Raw genomic sequence first — 18,049 nt, 5'->3', positions numbered from 1 at the left:
ATACATGTTCTAAGTTAGTAAAAACATACAAAAACAGATATGTAAAAATGTTGGTTTTGCTACAAGGAAATAAATGAGTGCCAAAATATGCCCATAAATAGTGAAAAATATGAAAATATATGTAAGAAATACAAGAAAACATGTAAAAATGACGAATAATTAACAAAGCATGAACGAAAAATGGATAAAATGAATAAAAAACAACATTTTTCCATATTGAAATTACAATAATCCATTTATCATTTTTCCATGTGCAATTATAATAATATCAACGGTCAGGGACGTGGAAAAATATAAAAACTGACCAAAGAAAGAGGGAAAATAAGAGAGATCCAAAAAGGAGGAAGAAGTTATGAATTTCAAAAGAGTAGCAGCTTTATTATTAACAGGTGCCATGGTAATGACAGCAGTTCCTGTATATGCCAAGGGCGATGACGTTACACTTTCCGTTTCCATCTGGGACACCAACCAGGAGCCGGGAATCAAAGAAATTCTCGCAGACTTCACAGAGAAGACAGGAATCAAGACAGAGATCTCCGTTGTTAAATGGGATGAGTACTGGACAATGCTCGAGGCCGGTGCACAGGGTGGTTCCCTTCCGGACGTATTCTGGATGCACTCCAACGAGAGTCAGAGATACATGTCCAACGATATGCTTCTTGATCTGACCGATAAGATCAAAGACAGCGATCTGATCGATCCGGAGAACTATCCGGAGGATATCTGGGGACTGTATACATACGATGATAAATATTATGCAGTACCGAAGGATGTAGATACAATCGCTCTCTGGTACAACAAGACATTATTTGACGAGGCAGGACTTGATTATCCGACAGCTGACTGGACATGGGATGATGTTACAGAGGCAGCTAAGAAGCTTACCAAGGATGATGGTTCCCAGTACGGTCTCGCAATGAGAAATGATAACAACCAGGCCGGGTACTACAACCTGATCTATGATAACGGCGGATACATCATCAGTGATGACAAGACAAAATCCGGCTGGGATGATGAGAAGACGATCGCAGCTATGCAGACACTGGAAGGATGGATCAAGGATGGCGTGATCCCGTCTCTTGAGACAATGTCCGAGAACAACGAGGACGTACTTTTCGAGGCTGGCAAGATCGCTATGACATGCCAGGGCTCCTGGATGCTTGCAGCATTTAAAGAGAACGAGTACACAGCAGCGAACTGTGATTGTGTAGAGCTTCCTAAGAACGCTGAGACAGGAAGAAGAGCTTCCTTATATAACGGACTTGGATGGGCAGCATCTGCTTCCGGTGAGCACACAGACGAAGCTTGGCAGCTGATTGAGTACCTCGGATCCAAAGAGGCTCAGGAGAAACAGGCTGAACTTGGTGTTACAATGAGTGCATACAAGGATACATCTGATGCATGGGCTAAATCCGCAGACTTCAACCTTCAGGCTTATCTGAACATGATGGATGACATGGTAATCCGTCCATACTCCAAATCTACTGTAACATGGGAGAACGAGGACAACGAGATCCTTAAGGGCGTATACACAGGCGACATCACAATGGAAGAGGCTTGCAAGCAGATGGCTGATCAGATGAACGAGAAGCTGGCTGAGGAGTAAGCATTAAGAAACACCGATAATTAAGTGCAGTAATGAGAGGGGCCGCCGCACTCAGGTGCAGCGGCCTCATACATAGAAGGAATAGAAGGAGTGATTCTTATGGCTAAAACTACCAAGTCACAGGCACGGACAAAGAGAGAGCGCAGTGAGTTCCTCTGGGGCTGGCTGTTTATTCTCCCAACAACCATCGGACTGATCGTATTGAACATCATTCCGATCTTCCAGACTATTTACCAGAGCTTTTTCAAAACAGGAGATTTTGGTAAAGGAAATATCTTTATCGGTTTACAGAACTACCAGAAGGTTTTTGCAGATAAAGAGATCTGGCAGGCACTGATCAACACATTCAAATATGCGATCGTGGAGGTCCCTTTTTCCATTGTCATCGCACTTGTTCTTGCAGTACTTCTTAACAGAAAGATGAAGGGCCGTTCTATTTACAGAACCATCATCTTCCTTCCGATGGTAGCAGCTCCGGCAGCGGTAGCCATGGTATGGAGATGGCTGTTCAACTCTGATTATGGTCTTATCAATAACGTTTTCCATGTTCATGTAAACTGGGTTTCTAATCCGAAAATTGCAGTATTTGCAGTTGCGATCATCGGTGTATGGTCTATCATCGGTTACAATATGGTTCTTTTTCTGGCAGGACTTCAGGAAATTCCGAGGGATTATTATGAAGCGGCAGAGATTGACGGAGCTACAGGTGTGAATGCATTCTTCAGCATTACGATCCCGCTTCTTTCACCAACCATTTTCTTCGTACTTGTTACCCGTGTGATCGGATCCCTTCAGGTATTCGACCTGATCTATATGGTTATTGACAAGTCAAACCCGGCACTTACCAAGACTCAGTCACTGGTTTACCTGTTCTATAAATATGCATTTATCAATAAGAACATGGGATACGGCGCTACGATCGTAGTAGTACTTCTTATTATCACCATGATCCTGACAGTATTCCAGATGATCGGTCAGAAGAAATGGGTATTCTACAACTAAAAAGGGGGATTAACCATGGATAGTATGGAAACAAAAAAGAAATTAACCACTATTTTAATACATGTCATACTGATCATTGTGTCCATAACGATGCTTGTGCCATTTATCTGGATGATCCTGACAGCTTTTAAAACTGTAACTGAAGCAACATCTGTAGATCCTTTCACTATTTTCCCGAAAATATGGAGAAAAGACGCATTTATTTCTGTTATCAATAACATGAACTTCCTGCTTCTGTACAAGAATACACTGCTTCTGATCTTCTTCCGAGTAGTGTGTGCGGTTCTTACAGCAACTATGGCAGGCTATGCATTTGGACGACTGAACTTCAAGGGCCGTGATCTCTGCTTCAGTCTTGTACTGTTCCAGATGATGGTTCCGGTACAGATTTTCATCATCCCGCAGTACCTGATGGTCAGCAAGATGGGTATGCTGAATACGATCTTTGCCCTTGTATTCCCAGGTATTGTTACTGCATTCGGTACTTTCCTTCTGAGACAGGGATACATGGGACTGCCGAAGGATCTGGAGGAGGCTGCCAGACTTGACGGATGTAACATCGGTCAGACCTTCCTTTACATCATGGCACCACTTACAAGATCCAGTATGGTCGCACTTGGAATTTTCACAGCTGTATTCGCATTCAAAGACCTGATGTGGCCGATGATCGTTAATACAGATAAGGATATGCTGGTACTTTCTTCCGCACTTGCAAAGATGCAGGGCCAGTACGTATCCAAATTCCCGGAACTGATGGCTGCATCTCTGATCGCCTGCATTCCGATGATCGTGATCTACATGATCTTCCAGAAACAGTTTATCGAAGGTATTGCTACCAGCGGTGGAAAACTGTAATCAGAAATATTACATAAGGTAATACAAGACCGCTGACAATGTATATAACTGAGGATTTGGTTATTGAGGTTGTCAGCGGTATTTTTATCGAAGCAAATGCCAAAATGCACAGCTATTTGATGATTCTTAAGGAAAGAGGCGGATATTTTTATCTGCAGTAAATGAAAAAAGGAGAAAATTATGCCGATTAAATTTCACGAGGGATCAAAGACATTCCACATTTATAACAAACATTTAAGCTACATCACCTGTATCATGGAAAATGGTCAGATGGAGAATCTGTACTATGGAAAAGCTATCCGCGATAAAGAGGATTTCAGTTATCTTCATGAAGAGATCATGCGTTCCCTGATGGCTGTATGCGTTCCGGAGCCAGGACTTCTTTCCATGCAGTATACCAAACAGGAGTATCCTGTTTACGGAACCGGTGATTATAGAAACCCTGCCCTTACTGTTCGTCAGGAGAACGGAAGCGAGATCGTAGATTTCAAATATGTTTCTCATGAGATCTATGGCGGCAAGAAGAAGCTTGCAGGTCTTCCGGCAACTTATACAGAAAGTGATGAGGAAGCAACATCTCTGGATATCACACTTCATGATTCTGTGATGGACACAGACCTTGTTCTTACATATTCCGTATATGAGGATTACCCGGTGATCACCAGAAGCGCACGCCTTGTTCAGAAAGGGGATCAGAAGATCCGCCTTGAGAATGTGATGAGTGCAGCAGTGGAGTTTCCGGATATGGATTATGAGATGATCCATCTTTCCGGTGCGTGGGCACGTGAGCGCTATGTAAAAACACGTAAACTTGAGATGGGTACACAGGCTGTACAGAGTCTTGCAGGAACCGGTTCCAGCTCTGAGCAGAATCCGTTTATCGCACTGAAGCGTCCTCATACAACAGAAGACACAGGCGAGGTTTTTGGATTCAGCTTTGTGTACAGCGGCAACTTCCTTGCACAGGTCGAGGTTTCCACCTACGAGATGACACGAGTTATGATGGGAATCAATCCACAGGGATTTTCCTGGGAGCTTTCCAGAGATGAGGAATTCCAGACTCCGGAGGTTGTTATGGTATACAGTGATAAGGGCTTAAACGGAATGAGCCAGGCTTACCACAGACTGTACTGTGACCGTCTGATGCGTGGAAAATGGAGAAATCATGCACGCCCGATCCTCCTCAATAACTGGGAAGCGACCTATTTTGATTTTAATGAGGAAAAAATCCTCAATATTGCAAAAAAAGCCAAAGAGGTTGGAGTAGAGCTGTTCGTTCTGGATGACGGATGGTTCGGAACCAGAAACGATGATTACCAGGGCCTTGGCGACTGGTTCGTAAATAAGAATAAGCTTCCGAACGGAATTTCCGGACTTTCCCGTAAGATCGAGGAGATGGGCCTGAAATTCGGTCTCTGGGTAGAGCTTGAGATGGTAAATAAGAACAGTGACTGCTACAGAGCACATCCGGACTGGCTCATCGGAGCACCGGACCGTTTTGAGTCTCACTCAAGACATCAGCACGTTCTTGATTTTTCCAGACCTGAGGTTGTGGATTTCATTTATGATTCCATCTCCAAGGTTATCGAGGAATCTTCCATTTCCTACATTAAATGGGATATGAACCGTTATATGTCTGAGCCTTTCAGCCGCGGCGCATCTGCAGCAGATCAGGGCAAGACTATGCATAAATATATCCTTGGTGTTTATGAGCTGTATACAAGACTGACAGAGAGATTCCCTGACATCCTCTTTGAATCCTGCGCAAGCGGCGGAGCAAGATTTGATCCGGGAATGCTGTATTTTGCACCGCAGACATGGACCAGTGATGATACCGATGCAGCTGAGAGAGAAAAGATCCAGTACGGTACCTCCTTTGTCTATCCGATCGTCAGCATGGGATCTCATGTATCAGCAGTACCGAATCATCAGCTGCACCGTACCACACCGCTTTCCACAAGAGCAAATGTGGCATATTTCGGAACCTTTGGCTATGAGCTGGATCTGAACCTCTTAAGTGATGAAGAGATCGAAGAGGTAAAGGCACAGGTGGAATTCATGAAGGAACATCGTGATCTGATCCAGGTGGAGGGTGATTTCTACCGTATCTTAAGCCCGTTCGAAGGAAATGATACTGCATGGATGGTTGTTTCCAGAGACAAAAAACAGGCAGTTGCCGGATACTATGAGAGACTGAACAAGGTAAATGCTTCCTGGATGCGTCTGCGGTTCAAAGGTCTTGACGAGGATCAGCTTTACAAAGTAAAATGGGAAGATAAGTGCCTGAAAGCTTACGGAAATGAGCTGATGTATGCAGGAATCCCGGTTGATCGTGACTACTGCAATAAGACAAACGGTGACTTCCATTCTGTATTGTATACAATTGAAGCAGAGGACTGATTTCTGCAAGTGATGGAATAAAAACTGTCTGTAGAAAAAACATCCGCCTGACCAGAAAAATAACAGGCCGCCGGATATGGCGGTCTGTTATTGGGTGGCGAAGCAGCGCACGGTCGGAAATGTAATATATGACATCAGGGAGGTGGCAAGTTGCTTCATACAGTTGGTTTTACAAACTCAGACAGCTATAAATGTCTGGAGAATTTAAAGAAAGGTGCGGTGGATCTCTGTCTTACTTACTGTGGGTGGGAAAAATGTGATCCGGGATATCGATTTGGACCAAATAAAAGGATCTCCCATGTACTTCATATCGTGGAATCCGGAAGCGGAGTTTTTGAGATGGATGGCTATCAGTATCATCTGACCGGTGGAGAAGCATTTCTGATCCCACCCAGTGTGGAGGCCTGGTATGAGGCAGACATGGACAATCCCTGGACGTACCGCTGGGTAGGATTTGAGGGAATGATTGCCGAGGAAGTGATTCATGTAAGTGGTTTTAGCCGGGAAAATCCGGTCCGAAGGATCCACTGCATGGAAAATGCTGCGAAGTATATTGATGCAATGGTACGGACCAACAAGCTCGTTTTTGAAAATGAGCTGAAACGAAACGGACTTCTGCTGCTTCTTTTTTCTGACCTGATCACAGATAACCGGGATGCATGTTTGAGAGAAGGCAAGCTTCTTCCATCCCACAGATATCCAAATTCCGTTTATGTGGAGCAGGCAGTGGATTACATTGCAGCCAACTTTGACAAGAGGCTGAAGATCAATGAGCTGGCAGACCGCATTGGCGTCAACCGGAGCTATCTTACCAGTTCATTTAAAAAAAGCCTTGGATGCTCGCCGCAGGAATATCTTATGAATCTTCGCATTGAGAAGGCGAAAACTCTTCTGAAAAACGGAGATATTCAGGTCAGTGAAGTAGCTGCAAGAGTAGGGTATGGAGATCCGCTGGCTTTTTCCAAGGTATTCAAGGCAAGAACAGGAAGAAGTCCGAGAGAATACAAGGAAGAAAAGAGAAGACTTGTAGTGAATGGAAAGAAGGGCGATTATACGGAATCTGAGGCCTGATAACTGGCAGTACCTTTTGTTGCTGGCAGATCTTTGCGATAAAAAATAACAACTCTCTGTCTGAATTAGGATATATTTCATGCAACAAAACAACAATTATTGACATCAAAGTACATATTTTAAAGATGCTTCCGGTAGTATCATAAAACCATAATAATAACGAAGCGGGGCTGCGCCGCAGAATCAGCAGAAAATCAGGATTTTTGCCAAGAACAGAAAAATCTGTCACAGAAAAATCCAAAAAGATCAATAGGAGGAACGAACATGATCAAAATTACATTTATGGGAGCAGGAAGCACGGTTTTCGCAAGAAATGTACTTGGTGACTGTATGTGTACACCGGCACTTCGCGAGAGCGAGATCGCACTTTATGATATCGATGAGAAGAGGCTGGAGGATTCCAGAATTATTTTAAGTGCCATCAACCACAACGTAAACGAGGACCGCGCAGTGATCAAGACCTACCTTGGTGCAGAGAACCGTAAAGATGCACTTCGTGATGCAGATTTCGTAGTTAATGCCATCCAGGTAGGCGGCTATGAGCCATGCACCGTAACAGACTTTGAGATCCCGAAGAAATACGGCATCAAACAGACAATCGCAGATACCCTGGGAATCGGCGGAATCATGCGTGCACTTCGTACCATTCCGGTTCTGGAAGAATTTGCGCGCGACATGGAAGAGGTCTGCCCGAACACTCTGTTCCTGAACTACTCCAACCCTATGGCAATGCTTACCGGCTATATGCAGCGTTTCACAAAGATCCGCACGGTAGGTCTCTGCCACAGCGTACAGGTATGTTCCCAGAAGCTTCTTGAGGGAATGGGAATGGAAGACAAGATTGAGGGACGTACTGAGCTGATCGCAGGTATCAACCACATGGCGTGGCTCCTTGAGATCCACGACAAAGACGGAAATGATCTGTATCCGGAGATCCGCAGAATTGCCGAGGAGAAGAATACCTCCGGTGAGAAGCATGAGGACATGGTGCGTTATGAGTATATCCGTCATCTTGGATACTATTGCACAGAGTCCAGTGAGCACAATGCAGAGTATAATCCGTTCTTCATTAAATCCAAATATCCGGAGATGATCGAGGAGTTCAATATTCCGCTCGACGAATATCCGAGAAGATGTATCAAACAGATCGAGGGCTGGGAAAAAGAGCGCGAGGATATCCTCAAGGATGGCAAGATCGGTCATGAGAGAAGTAAAGAGTATGCTTCTTATATCATGGAGGCTGTTGTTACAAACACACCGTACAAGATCGGTGGAAATGTTCTTAACAACGGTTACATTGATAACCTTCCGCCGGATGCCTGCGTAGAGGTTCCATGCTATATCGACGGAACCGGTGTACATCCGGTAAAAGTGGGCAAGCTTCCTACACAGCTGGCAGCTATGAACTCATCCAATGTCAGCCCGCAGCTCCTTGCTATTGAGGCAGCAGTGACCAAAGACCGCCAGAAAATCTATCAGGCAGCCATGATGGACCCGCACACAGGTGCAGAGCTGAACATCAAAGATATCCAGGCAATGTGTGATGAGCTGATCGAGGCACATGGGGATTATATGAAGATGTACCGCTAAGGCAGGAAATGATCGAAAGGCAGCAAAAACTTTGAAATAAATATGCAAGGCGGCATATAAAGGCCGGAACACCAGAATGGGGAGGGTGTTCCGGTCTTTCTTTATATGGAACTTTTGATAAATAATAAAAACAACTTGTTCGTATGTATATACAAGTTATAAAATGATTACAGATGAAATTAACAGGATAAATACAGATCAAAATATAAATATCCGTTTTACATCCGATGTTTGAAGGAAGAATAATACAAACGAAGGGAGAAGCTTATGGCAGAAAACGGAAAAGCAAAATATTATGCACTGATGGAAGAAATGAAAACAGACATTCTTTCCGGAAAGATCCGTCCGGGTGAGAAGCTTCCTTCTGAAAACCAGCTCAGTGTCCGTTACGGGCTGAGCAGGCATACGGTGCGAAAGGCTCTGGGGATTCTGGCAGGAGATGGATACATAGAATCCTTTCAGGGAAAAGGAACCTTCTGTGCGGATGTACTCCGTCAGATCCACGGGACCGGAAACATCGCAGTGGTAACTACATATATCTCGGATTATATTTTTCCCAGGCTGATCCAGGGGATTGATGAGGTACTGTCCGATAATGGGTACAGTATCATCCTCAAAAATACAGGAAACAGTCGTCAGAAGGAGGCAAGATTCCTGGAAGAGCTGATCAGTAAGGGGATTGACGGACTGATTATTGAACCCAGCAAAAGCGAGCTGTTGTGCAGACACGTAAGTCTGTACGAAACACTGGACAAGTATCAGATCCCATATATTTTTATCCAGGGACTGTATACAGAGATGCAGGAAAAACCCCATATCCTCATGGATGATGCAGGTGGCGGTTATCTTGTTACAAAGCATCTCCTGGATTCCGGCAGACGTGACATCGCAGGTTTTTTCAAGGCAGATGACCGTCAGGGCATCGAACGGCATAAGGGCTATGTGAAGGCTTTGCAGGAGCATGGAATTGCCTATGACCCGGATAAGGTGGTCTGGTTTCACACCGAGGACCGGCGAAAAAAGCCGGCTCTTATGGTACGGAACATGGTCCGACAGAACAGTCTTCCGGATGGGATCGTATGTTACAACGATCAGATCGCTGTCCAGGTCATGGAAGAACTGGAACGTCAGGGCAAAAAGATCCCGGAAGATGTTGCAGTGACCGGCTATGACAATTCACTGTACGCAAGACAGGGACAGGGCATTACCACCATCACCCATCCCCAGGAAAAACTGGGGGAGATGGCGGCGAAGCTTCTCCTGGAAAAATTAAGTGGCGTGCCGGATGAAGAAAGTACAGTGGAACGGCTGATCCGGCCGGAACTGATCGTGCGGGGCAGCAGTGTGAAAGCAGGGGCATGAGCACAGATACATAACCGTTTTATCAGATCGTTTTATTAGAGAATGAAGCGATGTAGATTACAGAGAACCCTATAACATTTCAGAAGATCGGACGCATGTTGGCAGCAGAACTGGACAGCAGATTTTCAGGAATGTTATGCATATGATATTAATTTTATTTTAAGGAGGATTTTTCGCATGAAAACAGGAAGAGATTACAAATTCTGGTTTTGCACAGGTTCACAGGATCTTTACGGAGATGAGTGTCTCCGCAAGGTAGCCGAGCATTCTAAGATCATTGTGGAGGAGCTGAACAAATCCGGCGTACTTCCGTTTGAGGTTGTATGGAAACCAACGCTGATCACAAATGAGCTGATCCGTAAAACCTTTAATGATGCCAATGCAGATGAAAATTGTGCCGGCGTGATTGCATGGATGCATACATTTTCCCCGGCAAAATCCTGGATTCTTGGTCTCAAAGAGTATCGTAAACCGCTGTGTCACCTTCATACACAGTTCAATGTGGAGATTCCCTATGACACCATTGATATGGACTTTATGAATGAGAACCAGTCCGCACACGGCGGACGTGAGTTTGGCCATATGGTAACCCGAATGGGAATCGAGCGTAAGGTCATTGCAGGACATTGGGCAGACAAAAAGGTCCAGGAGCGTCTGGCATCCTGGATGCGTACTGCAGTTGGTATCATGGAAAGCAGCCATATTCGTGTATGCCGTGTTGCGGATAACATGAGAAATGTAGCCGTAACAGAGGGCGATAAGGTTGAGGCTCAGATGAAATTCGGATGGGAGATCGATGCTTATCCGGTTAATGAGATTGCAGAATATGTTCAGGATGTAAGCCAGGGAGATATTGATGTTCTGGTAGAAGAATATTATAATAAATATGATATGATTCTGGATGGACGTGACCCTGAGGAATTTAAGAAGCATGTAGCAGTCCAGGCGGGAATTGAGATTGGTTTTGAGCGCTTTCTTGAGGAAAAAAACTACCAGGCTATCGTAACACACTTCGGTGATCTGGGATCCCTGAAGCAGCTTCCGGGACTTGCGATCCAGCGACTGATGGAAAAAGGCTATGGCTTCGGTGGCGAGGGTGACTGGAAAACAGCAGCTATGGTTCGCCTGATGAAAATCATGGCAGCAGGCAAAAAGGACGCCAAGGGCACTTCCTTTATGGAGGATTATACTTATAATCTGGTACCTGGTAAAGAGGGAATCCTTGAGGCACATATGCTGGAGGTTTGCCCATCCGTTGCTGATGGAAAGATCAGCATGCGTGTATGCCCGCTTTCCATGGGAGATCGTGAAGATCCTGCAAGACTGGTATTTACTTCTAAGACAGGCCCTGGAATCGCAACATCCCTGGTTGACCTTGGCGACCGTTTCCGTCTGCTGATCAATGAGGTTGAGTGTAAGAAAACAGAGAAACCGATGCCTGCACTTCCGGTAGGTACTGCGTTCTGGACACCGAAGCCGGATCTTTCCACAGCAGCAGAAGCATGGATCCTTGCCGGCGGCGCACATCACACTGCATTTACCTATGACCTTACTGCAGAGCAGATGGGTGACTGGGCAGCAGCTATGGGTATTGAAGCGGTTTATATTGATGGCGATACAACGATCCGGAATCTGCAGAATGAGCTGAGATGGAATAGCATGTATTTCAGCAAATAATACAGGAGGTTTTTTACAATGGGAGTAAATGAAGCAAAAACAGCCATTCTTGAGAACCGCACGGCTCTTGGTATTGAGTTTGGTTCCACAAGGATCAAGGCAGTTCTGGTAGATGACAAAAATCAGCCGATCGCATCCGGCGGTTACGGATGGGAGAACCAGTATGTGGACGGAATCTGGACCTACAGCCTGGAGGAGATCTGGAAGGGCCTTCAGGCCAGCTATCAGGATATGGCAAAAGATGTCCGGGAGAAATACGGCGTGGAACTGACAAGCGTAGGTGCTTTCGGTGTCAGTGCCATGATGCACGGATATATGCCCTTTAATAAAGCGGGAGAGCTGATGGTTCCTTTCCGCACCTGGAGAAACAATATCACGGGAGAAGCTTCTGAGAAGCTGGCAGAGCTTTTCCATTACAATATCCCTCAGAGATGGAGCATCGCACACCTGTACCAGGCAATCCTGAGAGGTGAGGAGCATGTAAAAGATATCGATTACATCACCACTCTGGAGGCCTATGTACACTGGAAACTCACTGGAAAAAGAGTTCTTGGTATCGGCGATGCGGCAGGTATGTTCCCGATCGACAGTGAAACGAAGGATTACAACGAGGAGATGGTGCAGAAGTTCGATGAACTGGTTGCGCCTTATGGATTCCCATGGAAACTCCGCGATATTATGCCGAAAGCTCTGGTGGCAGGTCAGGATGCAGGAGTTCTTACTGAGGAAGGCGCAAAGCTTCTGGATGTAAGCGGAAAGCTGAAAGCCGGAATTCCCATGTGCCCGCCTGAGGGAGACGCAGGAACCGGTATGGTTGCCACAAACAGTGTCCGCCGGCGTACCGGAAATGTTTCGGCAGGAACATCCGTATTTGCCATGATCGTTCTGGAAAAGGCTCTTTCCAAACCGTACAAAGAAATCGATATGGTAACAACTCCGGCAGGAGATCCGGTTGCCATGGCACATTCCAACAACTGTACGTCGGATCTGAACGCATGGGTAAATGTGTTTAAGGAATTTGCAGAAGCTATGGGCATGGAAGTAGATATGAACAAACTGTTCGGAACTCTTTATAACAAAGCCATGGAAGGCGACCCGGACTGTGGCGGACTTCTTTCCTACTGCTATTTTTCCGGTGAGCATATGACTGGTTTTGAAGAGGGACGTCCACTGTTTGTACGTTCTCCTGAGAGCAGATTTACACTGGCAAACTTTATGCGAAATAATCTTTATACCTGCCTCGGCGCCATGCGTGTAGGTCTGGATATCCTTCTGAATCAGGAACAGGTAAAGATCGACAAGCTTCTGGGCCACGGCGGCCTCTTTAAGACAAAGGGTGTCGGCCAGCAGATCCTTGCAGATGCGGTAGATGCACCGGTATCTGTAATGTCCACAGCAGGAGAAGGCGGAGCCTGGGGAATCGCACTTCTGGCTTCCTATCTGATCAACAAAAAAGACGGCGAAGATCTTGCAGACTTCCTGGATGAAAATGTCTTCAAGGGAAATGAAGGCAGCACACTGACACCGAAAGCCGAAGGCGTGAAAGGATTCAACGCATTTATGGACAGATATATGAAAGGTCTTGGCATTGAGCGAGCAGCAGTGGAATCCAAAATCTGGTAAAATGCAGGATGTACGGAAATGAGAATACCTGTTTTCGGATACGAGGAAAAACAGAGGGAAATCTGTCGGATTTCTGCTCTGTGTCCAGAGAGGAAAATGAATGAACGAGAGTAGCCACGAAAAGAAACCAACATCCGGCCAGATGGTTCATGTCGTGATCGATCGTCCAATGAATACCTGCCATCCGGAACACAAAGATCTTTTTTATCCGGTAAATTATGGTTACATTGAAGGAATCATCGCCCCGGACGGAGAGGAACAGGACGTCTACGTTCTTGGCATTGATCACCCTGTAAAAGAATTTACAGGAAAAGTGATCGCCATCGTCCACCGCCTCAATGATGTGGAAGATAAATGGGTGGCAGTGCCGGAAGATATGAATATGACAGCCAAGGAGATCATGGCACAGGTTCAGTTTCAGGAGCAGTATTTTGAGACAGAAATAGAAATGCTGGAATAAGAAAATCAAATACCTACGTTGAACCGGATATTTCTGTTATCTGCGATGCAGATAAACTGGATGATAGAGGGTGCAAGGGAGCACCGGACTGGATCGTGGAAATTGTATCTCCTTCCAGTAAGCAGATGGATTATTATACGAAACTGTTTAAATATCGAACTGCCGGAGTAAGAGAATACTGGCTGGTAGATTCGGATAAGAATCTTGTTCTGGTATATAATTTTGAGCATGGAACCTCGGAACCATATACATTACAGGACTCTGTGAAAACAGGAATCTATGAAGATTTGTGGATTGATTTTTCTGCTATGAAAATGAATGGATCTTATTGAAAATATTTCTTCATAATGTTATCATTGGACACGAAAAACACAGAAAAAATTAAAAAACAAAAAAATTAAACGGTTGTATATGTGTCTGTAATACGATCAGAGGCAGCCGGTCAGAGAACAGAATGATGGGTGGCAAAATGTTTGATGACCAGGGCTATACAGGAGGAGAATACAATGAAATTAACCATGCTTGGAACCGGTAACGCACTGGTAACAGAGTGTTACAATACCTGCTTTGTACTCAGCGATGAGTACGGCCATTTTCTGGTTGACGGAGGCGGCGGAAATACGGTGCTTTCCCAGCTGAAAAAAGCAGGCATTGATCTGATGGATGTTCATGAGATCTTTGTTACACATAAGCACGTAGACCATATCATGGGAATCGTGTGGGTGATCCGCATCATCTGCCAGAACATGAAAAAAGGCACTTATCAGGGCGAGGCAAATATCTATGCACATGATGAAGTGATCGGACTTCTGAAAGACATGGCATTTAAGCTTCTGAATAAGAAGGAGACACAGTACATCGGTGACAGACTTCATCTGATCGAGGTAAAAGACGGCGAGGAAAAAACAATTCTTAATAAGAAAGTGACCTTCTTTGATATCGGTTCCACCAAGGCGAAACAGTTCGGTTTCCAGATGATCTATGACGGTGGTAAGGTACTTACCTGCTGCGGAGACGAGCCATACAATGAATGTGAGGAGAAATACGCAAAAGGCAGCGACTGGATGTTCCACGAAGCATTCTGTCTGTATGGACAGCGTGATATCTTCAATCCTTATGAGAAACACCACTCCACAGTTAAGGATGCCAGTGAGCTGGCTGAGAACCTTGGAGTTAAGAATCTTGTCCTGTATCACACAGAGGATAAGAACATTAAGAAACGTAAAGAGCTTTACGGAGCAGAAGGCAGAGAGTATTATCACGGAAATCTGTTTATTCCGGATGATCTTGATGTGATCGAAATGTAAGAAATATAGATAAAGGACCGGGAATGAGACTGTGGTGGCATTCCCGGTTTTGAGGTGACAGAACATATGCCAGTAACAGACCGAATCACCCTTGAAAAAAAATATCAGAAGCTTCAGGAAATCCTCCGCTCCCTGGAGAGTGTAGCCGTGGCTTTTTCCGGCGGAGTGGATTCTACCTTTCTTTTGAAGGTGGCACAGGAGACACTTGGCGATAAGGCCATAGCCATCACTGCATGCCCCTGCTCCTTTACAGAAAGAGAGAGGAAAGAAACCGAGGATTTCTGCAGGGAAAATCACATTCATCAGGAGATATGCAAGCTTAATGAATTTGAGATTCCGGGATTTCGCCAGAATCCTCCGGATCGCTGCTACATCTGCAAAAAAGGCATTTTTACCAGATTATGGGAAGTAGCGAAAAAGAACAACATCAATGTGCTTGCGGAAGGTTCCAACATGGATGATCTGGGCGACTACCGTCCCGGCCGCCGGGCCATCCAGGAACTTGGTGTGCGAAGTCCCCTTCAGGAAGCCGGACTCTATAAAGAAGAAATCCGGGAGCTGTCAAAAGACATGAATCTTCCAACCTGGAACAAGCCGTCTTTTGCCTGTCTTGCTTCCAGATTTGTATACGGTGAGACCATTACCGAGGAGAAGCTTCACATGGTAGATCAGGCCGAGCAGTTTCTGATGGATCTGGGATTCCACCAGTTCCGCGTTCGCATCCACGGTACCATGGCAAGGATCGAGGTTCCGGCAGAAGAGATCCTGAAAATTGCAGATAATGAAACAAGAACAAAGATCACAGAGAAATTCCACACATTGGGATTTTCTTACGTGACACTGGATCTTCAGGGATTCCGTTCCGGAAGTATGAATGAAACATTGGAAAAATAAAAATATGAAAATCAAAATAATCCCCCGGAAATACCGCGCGAGAAGTATTTCCGGGGGATTGCTGCACTAATAGAACCGGAGGTTCATTTACTGTTTTCAAATCTTAATTTTCGGATTGAGAATATCTGCCTGGCAGGCTGTATATCTTACATATAATCCTTCAGCACATCATGATCCCGCAGTACTTTCTCAACCACGGTACCCTTCACAACATTAAGAAGTGGTTTCTTCAGTGCATTCAGCGGCCCTGGCAGCTGGATCTCAAGAGGAGATTTTCCGTCCATCAGTTTTACACTGCTGTCCAGAAGCTCACGGATATCGTAAACGCTTCCCCATACTTCCGGAACCCCACGATCTACACCGAAAAGTCCGTATACAGCCTCCATTGCAGTACGTACGGAATACTCTGTTGTGAATACGGTATCACGAGGAGTTTCCGCAAACTGGCCCAGGAATGCAAAGTTTACACAGCCATCCGGGATGACATCCGGGCGGTCACCTTTTGTGCGTGGCATGAAGAAGGCGGTGATGTATGGCATCATAGTCGGAACGCAGACAGCGCTGTTTTCAGCCATATCGTCGATCTGCTCTACCGGAACACCGAGGTGGTACAGCCACTCGGCGGTAATTTCCTTACCGGTACAATCCTTCATCGGCTTCTTGATATAATCACCGGGAACATCTGTGAACAGTCCGTAAACCCATACACAGACCTTCTTCGGATCCTGTTCCTTGAATTGTCCCTGACGGTTGATGGTCCAGCTTAAGAGCCATTTGGAATCCTGGCAGCTTACGATACCACCGGTAACAACCTTGCCGGTACGTGGGTCACGCTGGCAGATATTGGTGATATAAGGGATAATACGGTCATCCAAAGTGGTGACAGTAGCGGATTCCCAGTTTGTTCTGGAAATGTCTGAGCAGAACTTTTCCGGATGTCCGAAGGAAGGATCCTGAGCTGCGATATTTTTCCACAGAGACCATACACCACTGGTACGGACCTCTGCATCACCGTTTGGTGCGTGGTTCTGGTCACCGTAGATCGTGCCCTCTGTACAGCTTCCGTTAGTGACGAAAACATAATCATTCTCTGTAAGAAGGATACCCTGCTCCACATCTTTTACCTTGCATTCGATAGCAGTGGCGATCTTTTTGCCATCCTTGAAATTAAAGATCACGTTTGTGACCTCAGTATTAAACTGGAAGTCAACACCTGCATCCTCCAGATATTTTTTCATGGGAAGGATCAGGGATTCGTATTGGTTGTACTTGGTGAATTTCAGGGCGCTGAAATCAGGAAGACCTGCAATGTGGTGGATAAAACGCTGGAAGTAAAGCTTCATCTCCAGAGCACTGTGCCAGTTTTCAAATGCGAACATGGTTCTCCAGTACAGCCAGAAGGTGGAATCAAACACTTCATCATCGAATACATCTTCGATGGTTTTATCGTAAAGATCCTCATTCTTTGTCATAAAAAGCTTCATGATCTCCATACAGCCTTTCTGGCTCAGGTTAAATTTTCCGTCAGTATGTGCATCCTGTCCACGATTGACGGTTGCACGGCAGAGAGAATAGTTCGGATCGTGCTTGTTCAGCCAGTAGAACTCGTCCAGAACAGAAGCACCCGGTTTTTCAAGAGAAGGAATACTGCGGAAAAGATCCCACAGGCACTCGAAATGGTTTTCCATCTCACGACCGCCACGCATGATATATCCTCTGGACGGATCAAAGATTCCATCGCAGGCACCGCCGGCAATATCCATGGCTTCCAGGATGTGGATATGATCACCTGGCATCTGTGCGTCTCTTACCAGAAAGCATGCAGCAGCCAGGGAAGCAAGACCGCTTCCTACGATGTAGGCATGCTTGTCGTCCACACCCTCCGGCTTTTCCGGACGGGCAAAAGCTTCATAGTTACCGTTGGAATAATAAATCCCCTTGCTGTTTTTGTCATGCTTTCCACGCTCGGTGTTGCGGTAGTTTGCAGTAGTTTCTTTTACATGGAAGTTTTCCTCTTCGTTGATCTCTTTTGTTTTTTTCATCAGCATGGCTGCGCCGGCTCCGGCTGCCGCAAGTGCTGCAAGACCCATGAATCCTTTTTTATCTGACATATGACATCCACCTTTCGTAAATGAGATACCTGTTTGTATCGGATTAACTGTTCTTTGTTGCTGTTGAGGCTATGATAGCCCATCCGGAAAA

The 18,049-nt window shown here is 45.5% G+C and carries 13 protein-coding genes and 1 pseudogene; 13 read left to right on the top strand and 1 reads right to left on the bottom strand.

Annotated elements, in window-relative coordinates:
* Window positions 1–352: 352 nt before the first annotated feature.
* The 13 genes and pseudogenes from MUB50_RS00705 to larE all read left to right on the top strand — a co-directional run bounded on the left by MUB50_RS00705 (window position 353) and on the right by larE (window position 15,847).
* Complete coding sequence (locus MUB50_RS00705; RefSeq protein WP_118623467.1) at window positions 353–1,606, top strand: ABC transporter substrate-binding protein; 1,254 nt, start codon at window positions 353–355, stop codon at window positions 1,604–1,606.
* 99 nt (window positions 1,607–1,705) lie between these two features.
* Window positions 1,706–2,608: a carbohydrate ABC transporter permease gene (locus MUB50_RS00700; RefSeq protein ID WP_118513233.1), complete on the top strand. Its 903-nt coding sequence runs from the start codon at window positions 1,706–1,708 to the stop codon at window positions 2,606–2,608.
* Between the two features lie 15 nt (window positions 2,609–2,623).
* A complete protein-coding gene (locus MUB50_RS00695) occupies window positions 2,624–3,463 on the top strand; it encodes a carbohydrate ABC transporter permease (protein ID WP_021650444.1) in 840 nt (279 codons plus the stop codon).
* Window positions 3,464–3,643: 180 nt separating this feature from the next.
* The gene (locus MUB50_RS00690) at window positions 3,644–5,863 is read left to right on the top strand and encodes an alpha-galactosidase (protein ID WP_118623469.1); all 2,220 of its coding nucleotides are present in this window, start codon (window positions 3,644–3,646) and stop codon (window positions 5,861–5,863) included.
* A 150-nt stretch (window positions 5,864–6,013) separates the two neighbouring features.
* Window positions 6,014–6,934, top strand: a complete 921-nt coding sequence (locus MUB50_RS00685; protein WP_118623471.1) for an AraC family transcriptional regulator — start codon at window positions 6,014–6,016, stop codon at window positions 6,932–6,934.
* A gap of 264 nt (window positions 6,935–7,198) precedes the next feature.
* Window positions 7,199–8,524, top strand: a complete 1,326-nt coding sequence (locus MUB50_RS00680; RefSeq protein ID WP_118623473.1) for an alpha-glucosidase/alpha-galactosidase — start codon at window positions 7,199–7,201, stop codon at window positions 8,522–8,524.
* Window positions 8,525–8,791: 267 nt separating this feature from the next.
* Window positions 8,792–9,886, top strand: a complete 1,095-nt coding sequence (locus MUB50_RS00675; protein ID WP_118623475.1) for a GntR family transcriptional regulator — start codon at window positions 8,792–8,794, stop codon at window positions 9,884–9,886.
* Window positions 9,887–10,063: 177 nt separating this feature from the next.
* Complete coding sequence (gene araA / locus MUB50_RS00670) at window positions 10,064–11,563, top strand: L-arabinose isomerase (RefSeq protein WP_118623477.1); 1,500 nt, start codon at window positions 10,064–10,066, stop codon at window positions 11,561–11,563.
* 18 nt (window positions 11,564–11,581) lie between these two features.
* Window positions 11,582–13,186: a xylulokinase gene (locus MUB50_RS00665; RefSeq protein ID WP_118623479.1), complete on the top strand. Its 1,605-nt coding sequence runs from the start codon at window positions 11,582–11,584 to the stop codon at window positions 13,184–13,186.
* Window positions 13,187–13,286: 100 nt separating this feature from the next.
* A complete protein-coding gene (locus MUB50_RS00660; RefSeq protein ID WP_244789953.1) occupies window positions 13,287–13,646 on the top strand; it encodes an inorganic diphosphatase in 360 nt (119 codons plus the stop codon).
* Between the two features lie 5 nt (window positions 13,647–13,651).
* A pseudogene (locus MUB50_RS00655) lies at window positions 13,652–13,978 on the top strand (Uma2 family endonuclease); the annotation flags it as partial.
* Window positions 13,979–14,152: 174 nt separating this feature from the next.
* The gene (locus tag MUB50_RS00650) at window positions 14,153–14,953 is read left to right on the top strand and encodes an MBL fold metallo-hydrolase (RefSeq protein WP_118513226.1); all 801 of its coding nucleotides are present in this window, start codon (window positions 14,153–14,155) and stop codon (window positions 14,951–14,953) included.
* Between the two features lie 66 nt (window positions 14,954–15,019).
* On the top strand, window positions 15,020–15,847 hold the full coding sequence (larE, locus tag MUB50_RS00645) for an ATP-dependent sacrificial sulfur transferase LarE (protein ID WP_118623483.1): 828 nt from the start codon (window positions 15,020–15,022) through the stop codon (window positions 15,845–15,847).
* Between the two features lie 146 nt (window positions 15,848–15,993).
* On the opposite strand, the gene MUB50_RS00640 is transcribed toward larE, so the two are convergent.
* Complete coding sequence (locus tag MUB50_RS00640) at window positions 15,994–17,958, bottom strand: oleate hydratase (protein WP_118623485.1); 1,965 nt, start codon at window positions 17,956–17,958, stop codon at window positions 15,994–15,996.
* Window positions 17,959–18,049 lie beyond the last annotated feature (91 nt).

It is taken from the genome of Blautia sp. NSJ-140, from assembly GCF_022868965.1.
Lineage (GTDB): Bacteria > Bacillota > Clostridia > Lachnospirales > Lachnospiraceae > Blautia_A.
The sequence above is the reverse complement of the archived record's forward strand: the minus strand, read 5'-3'. Positions and strand labels throughout refer to the sequence as shown.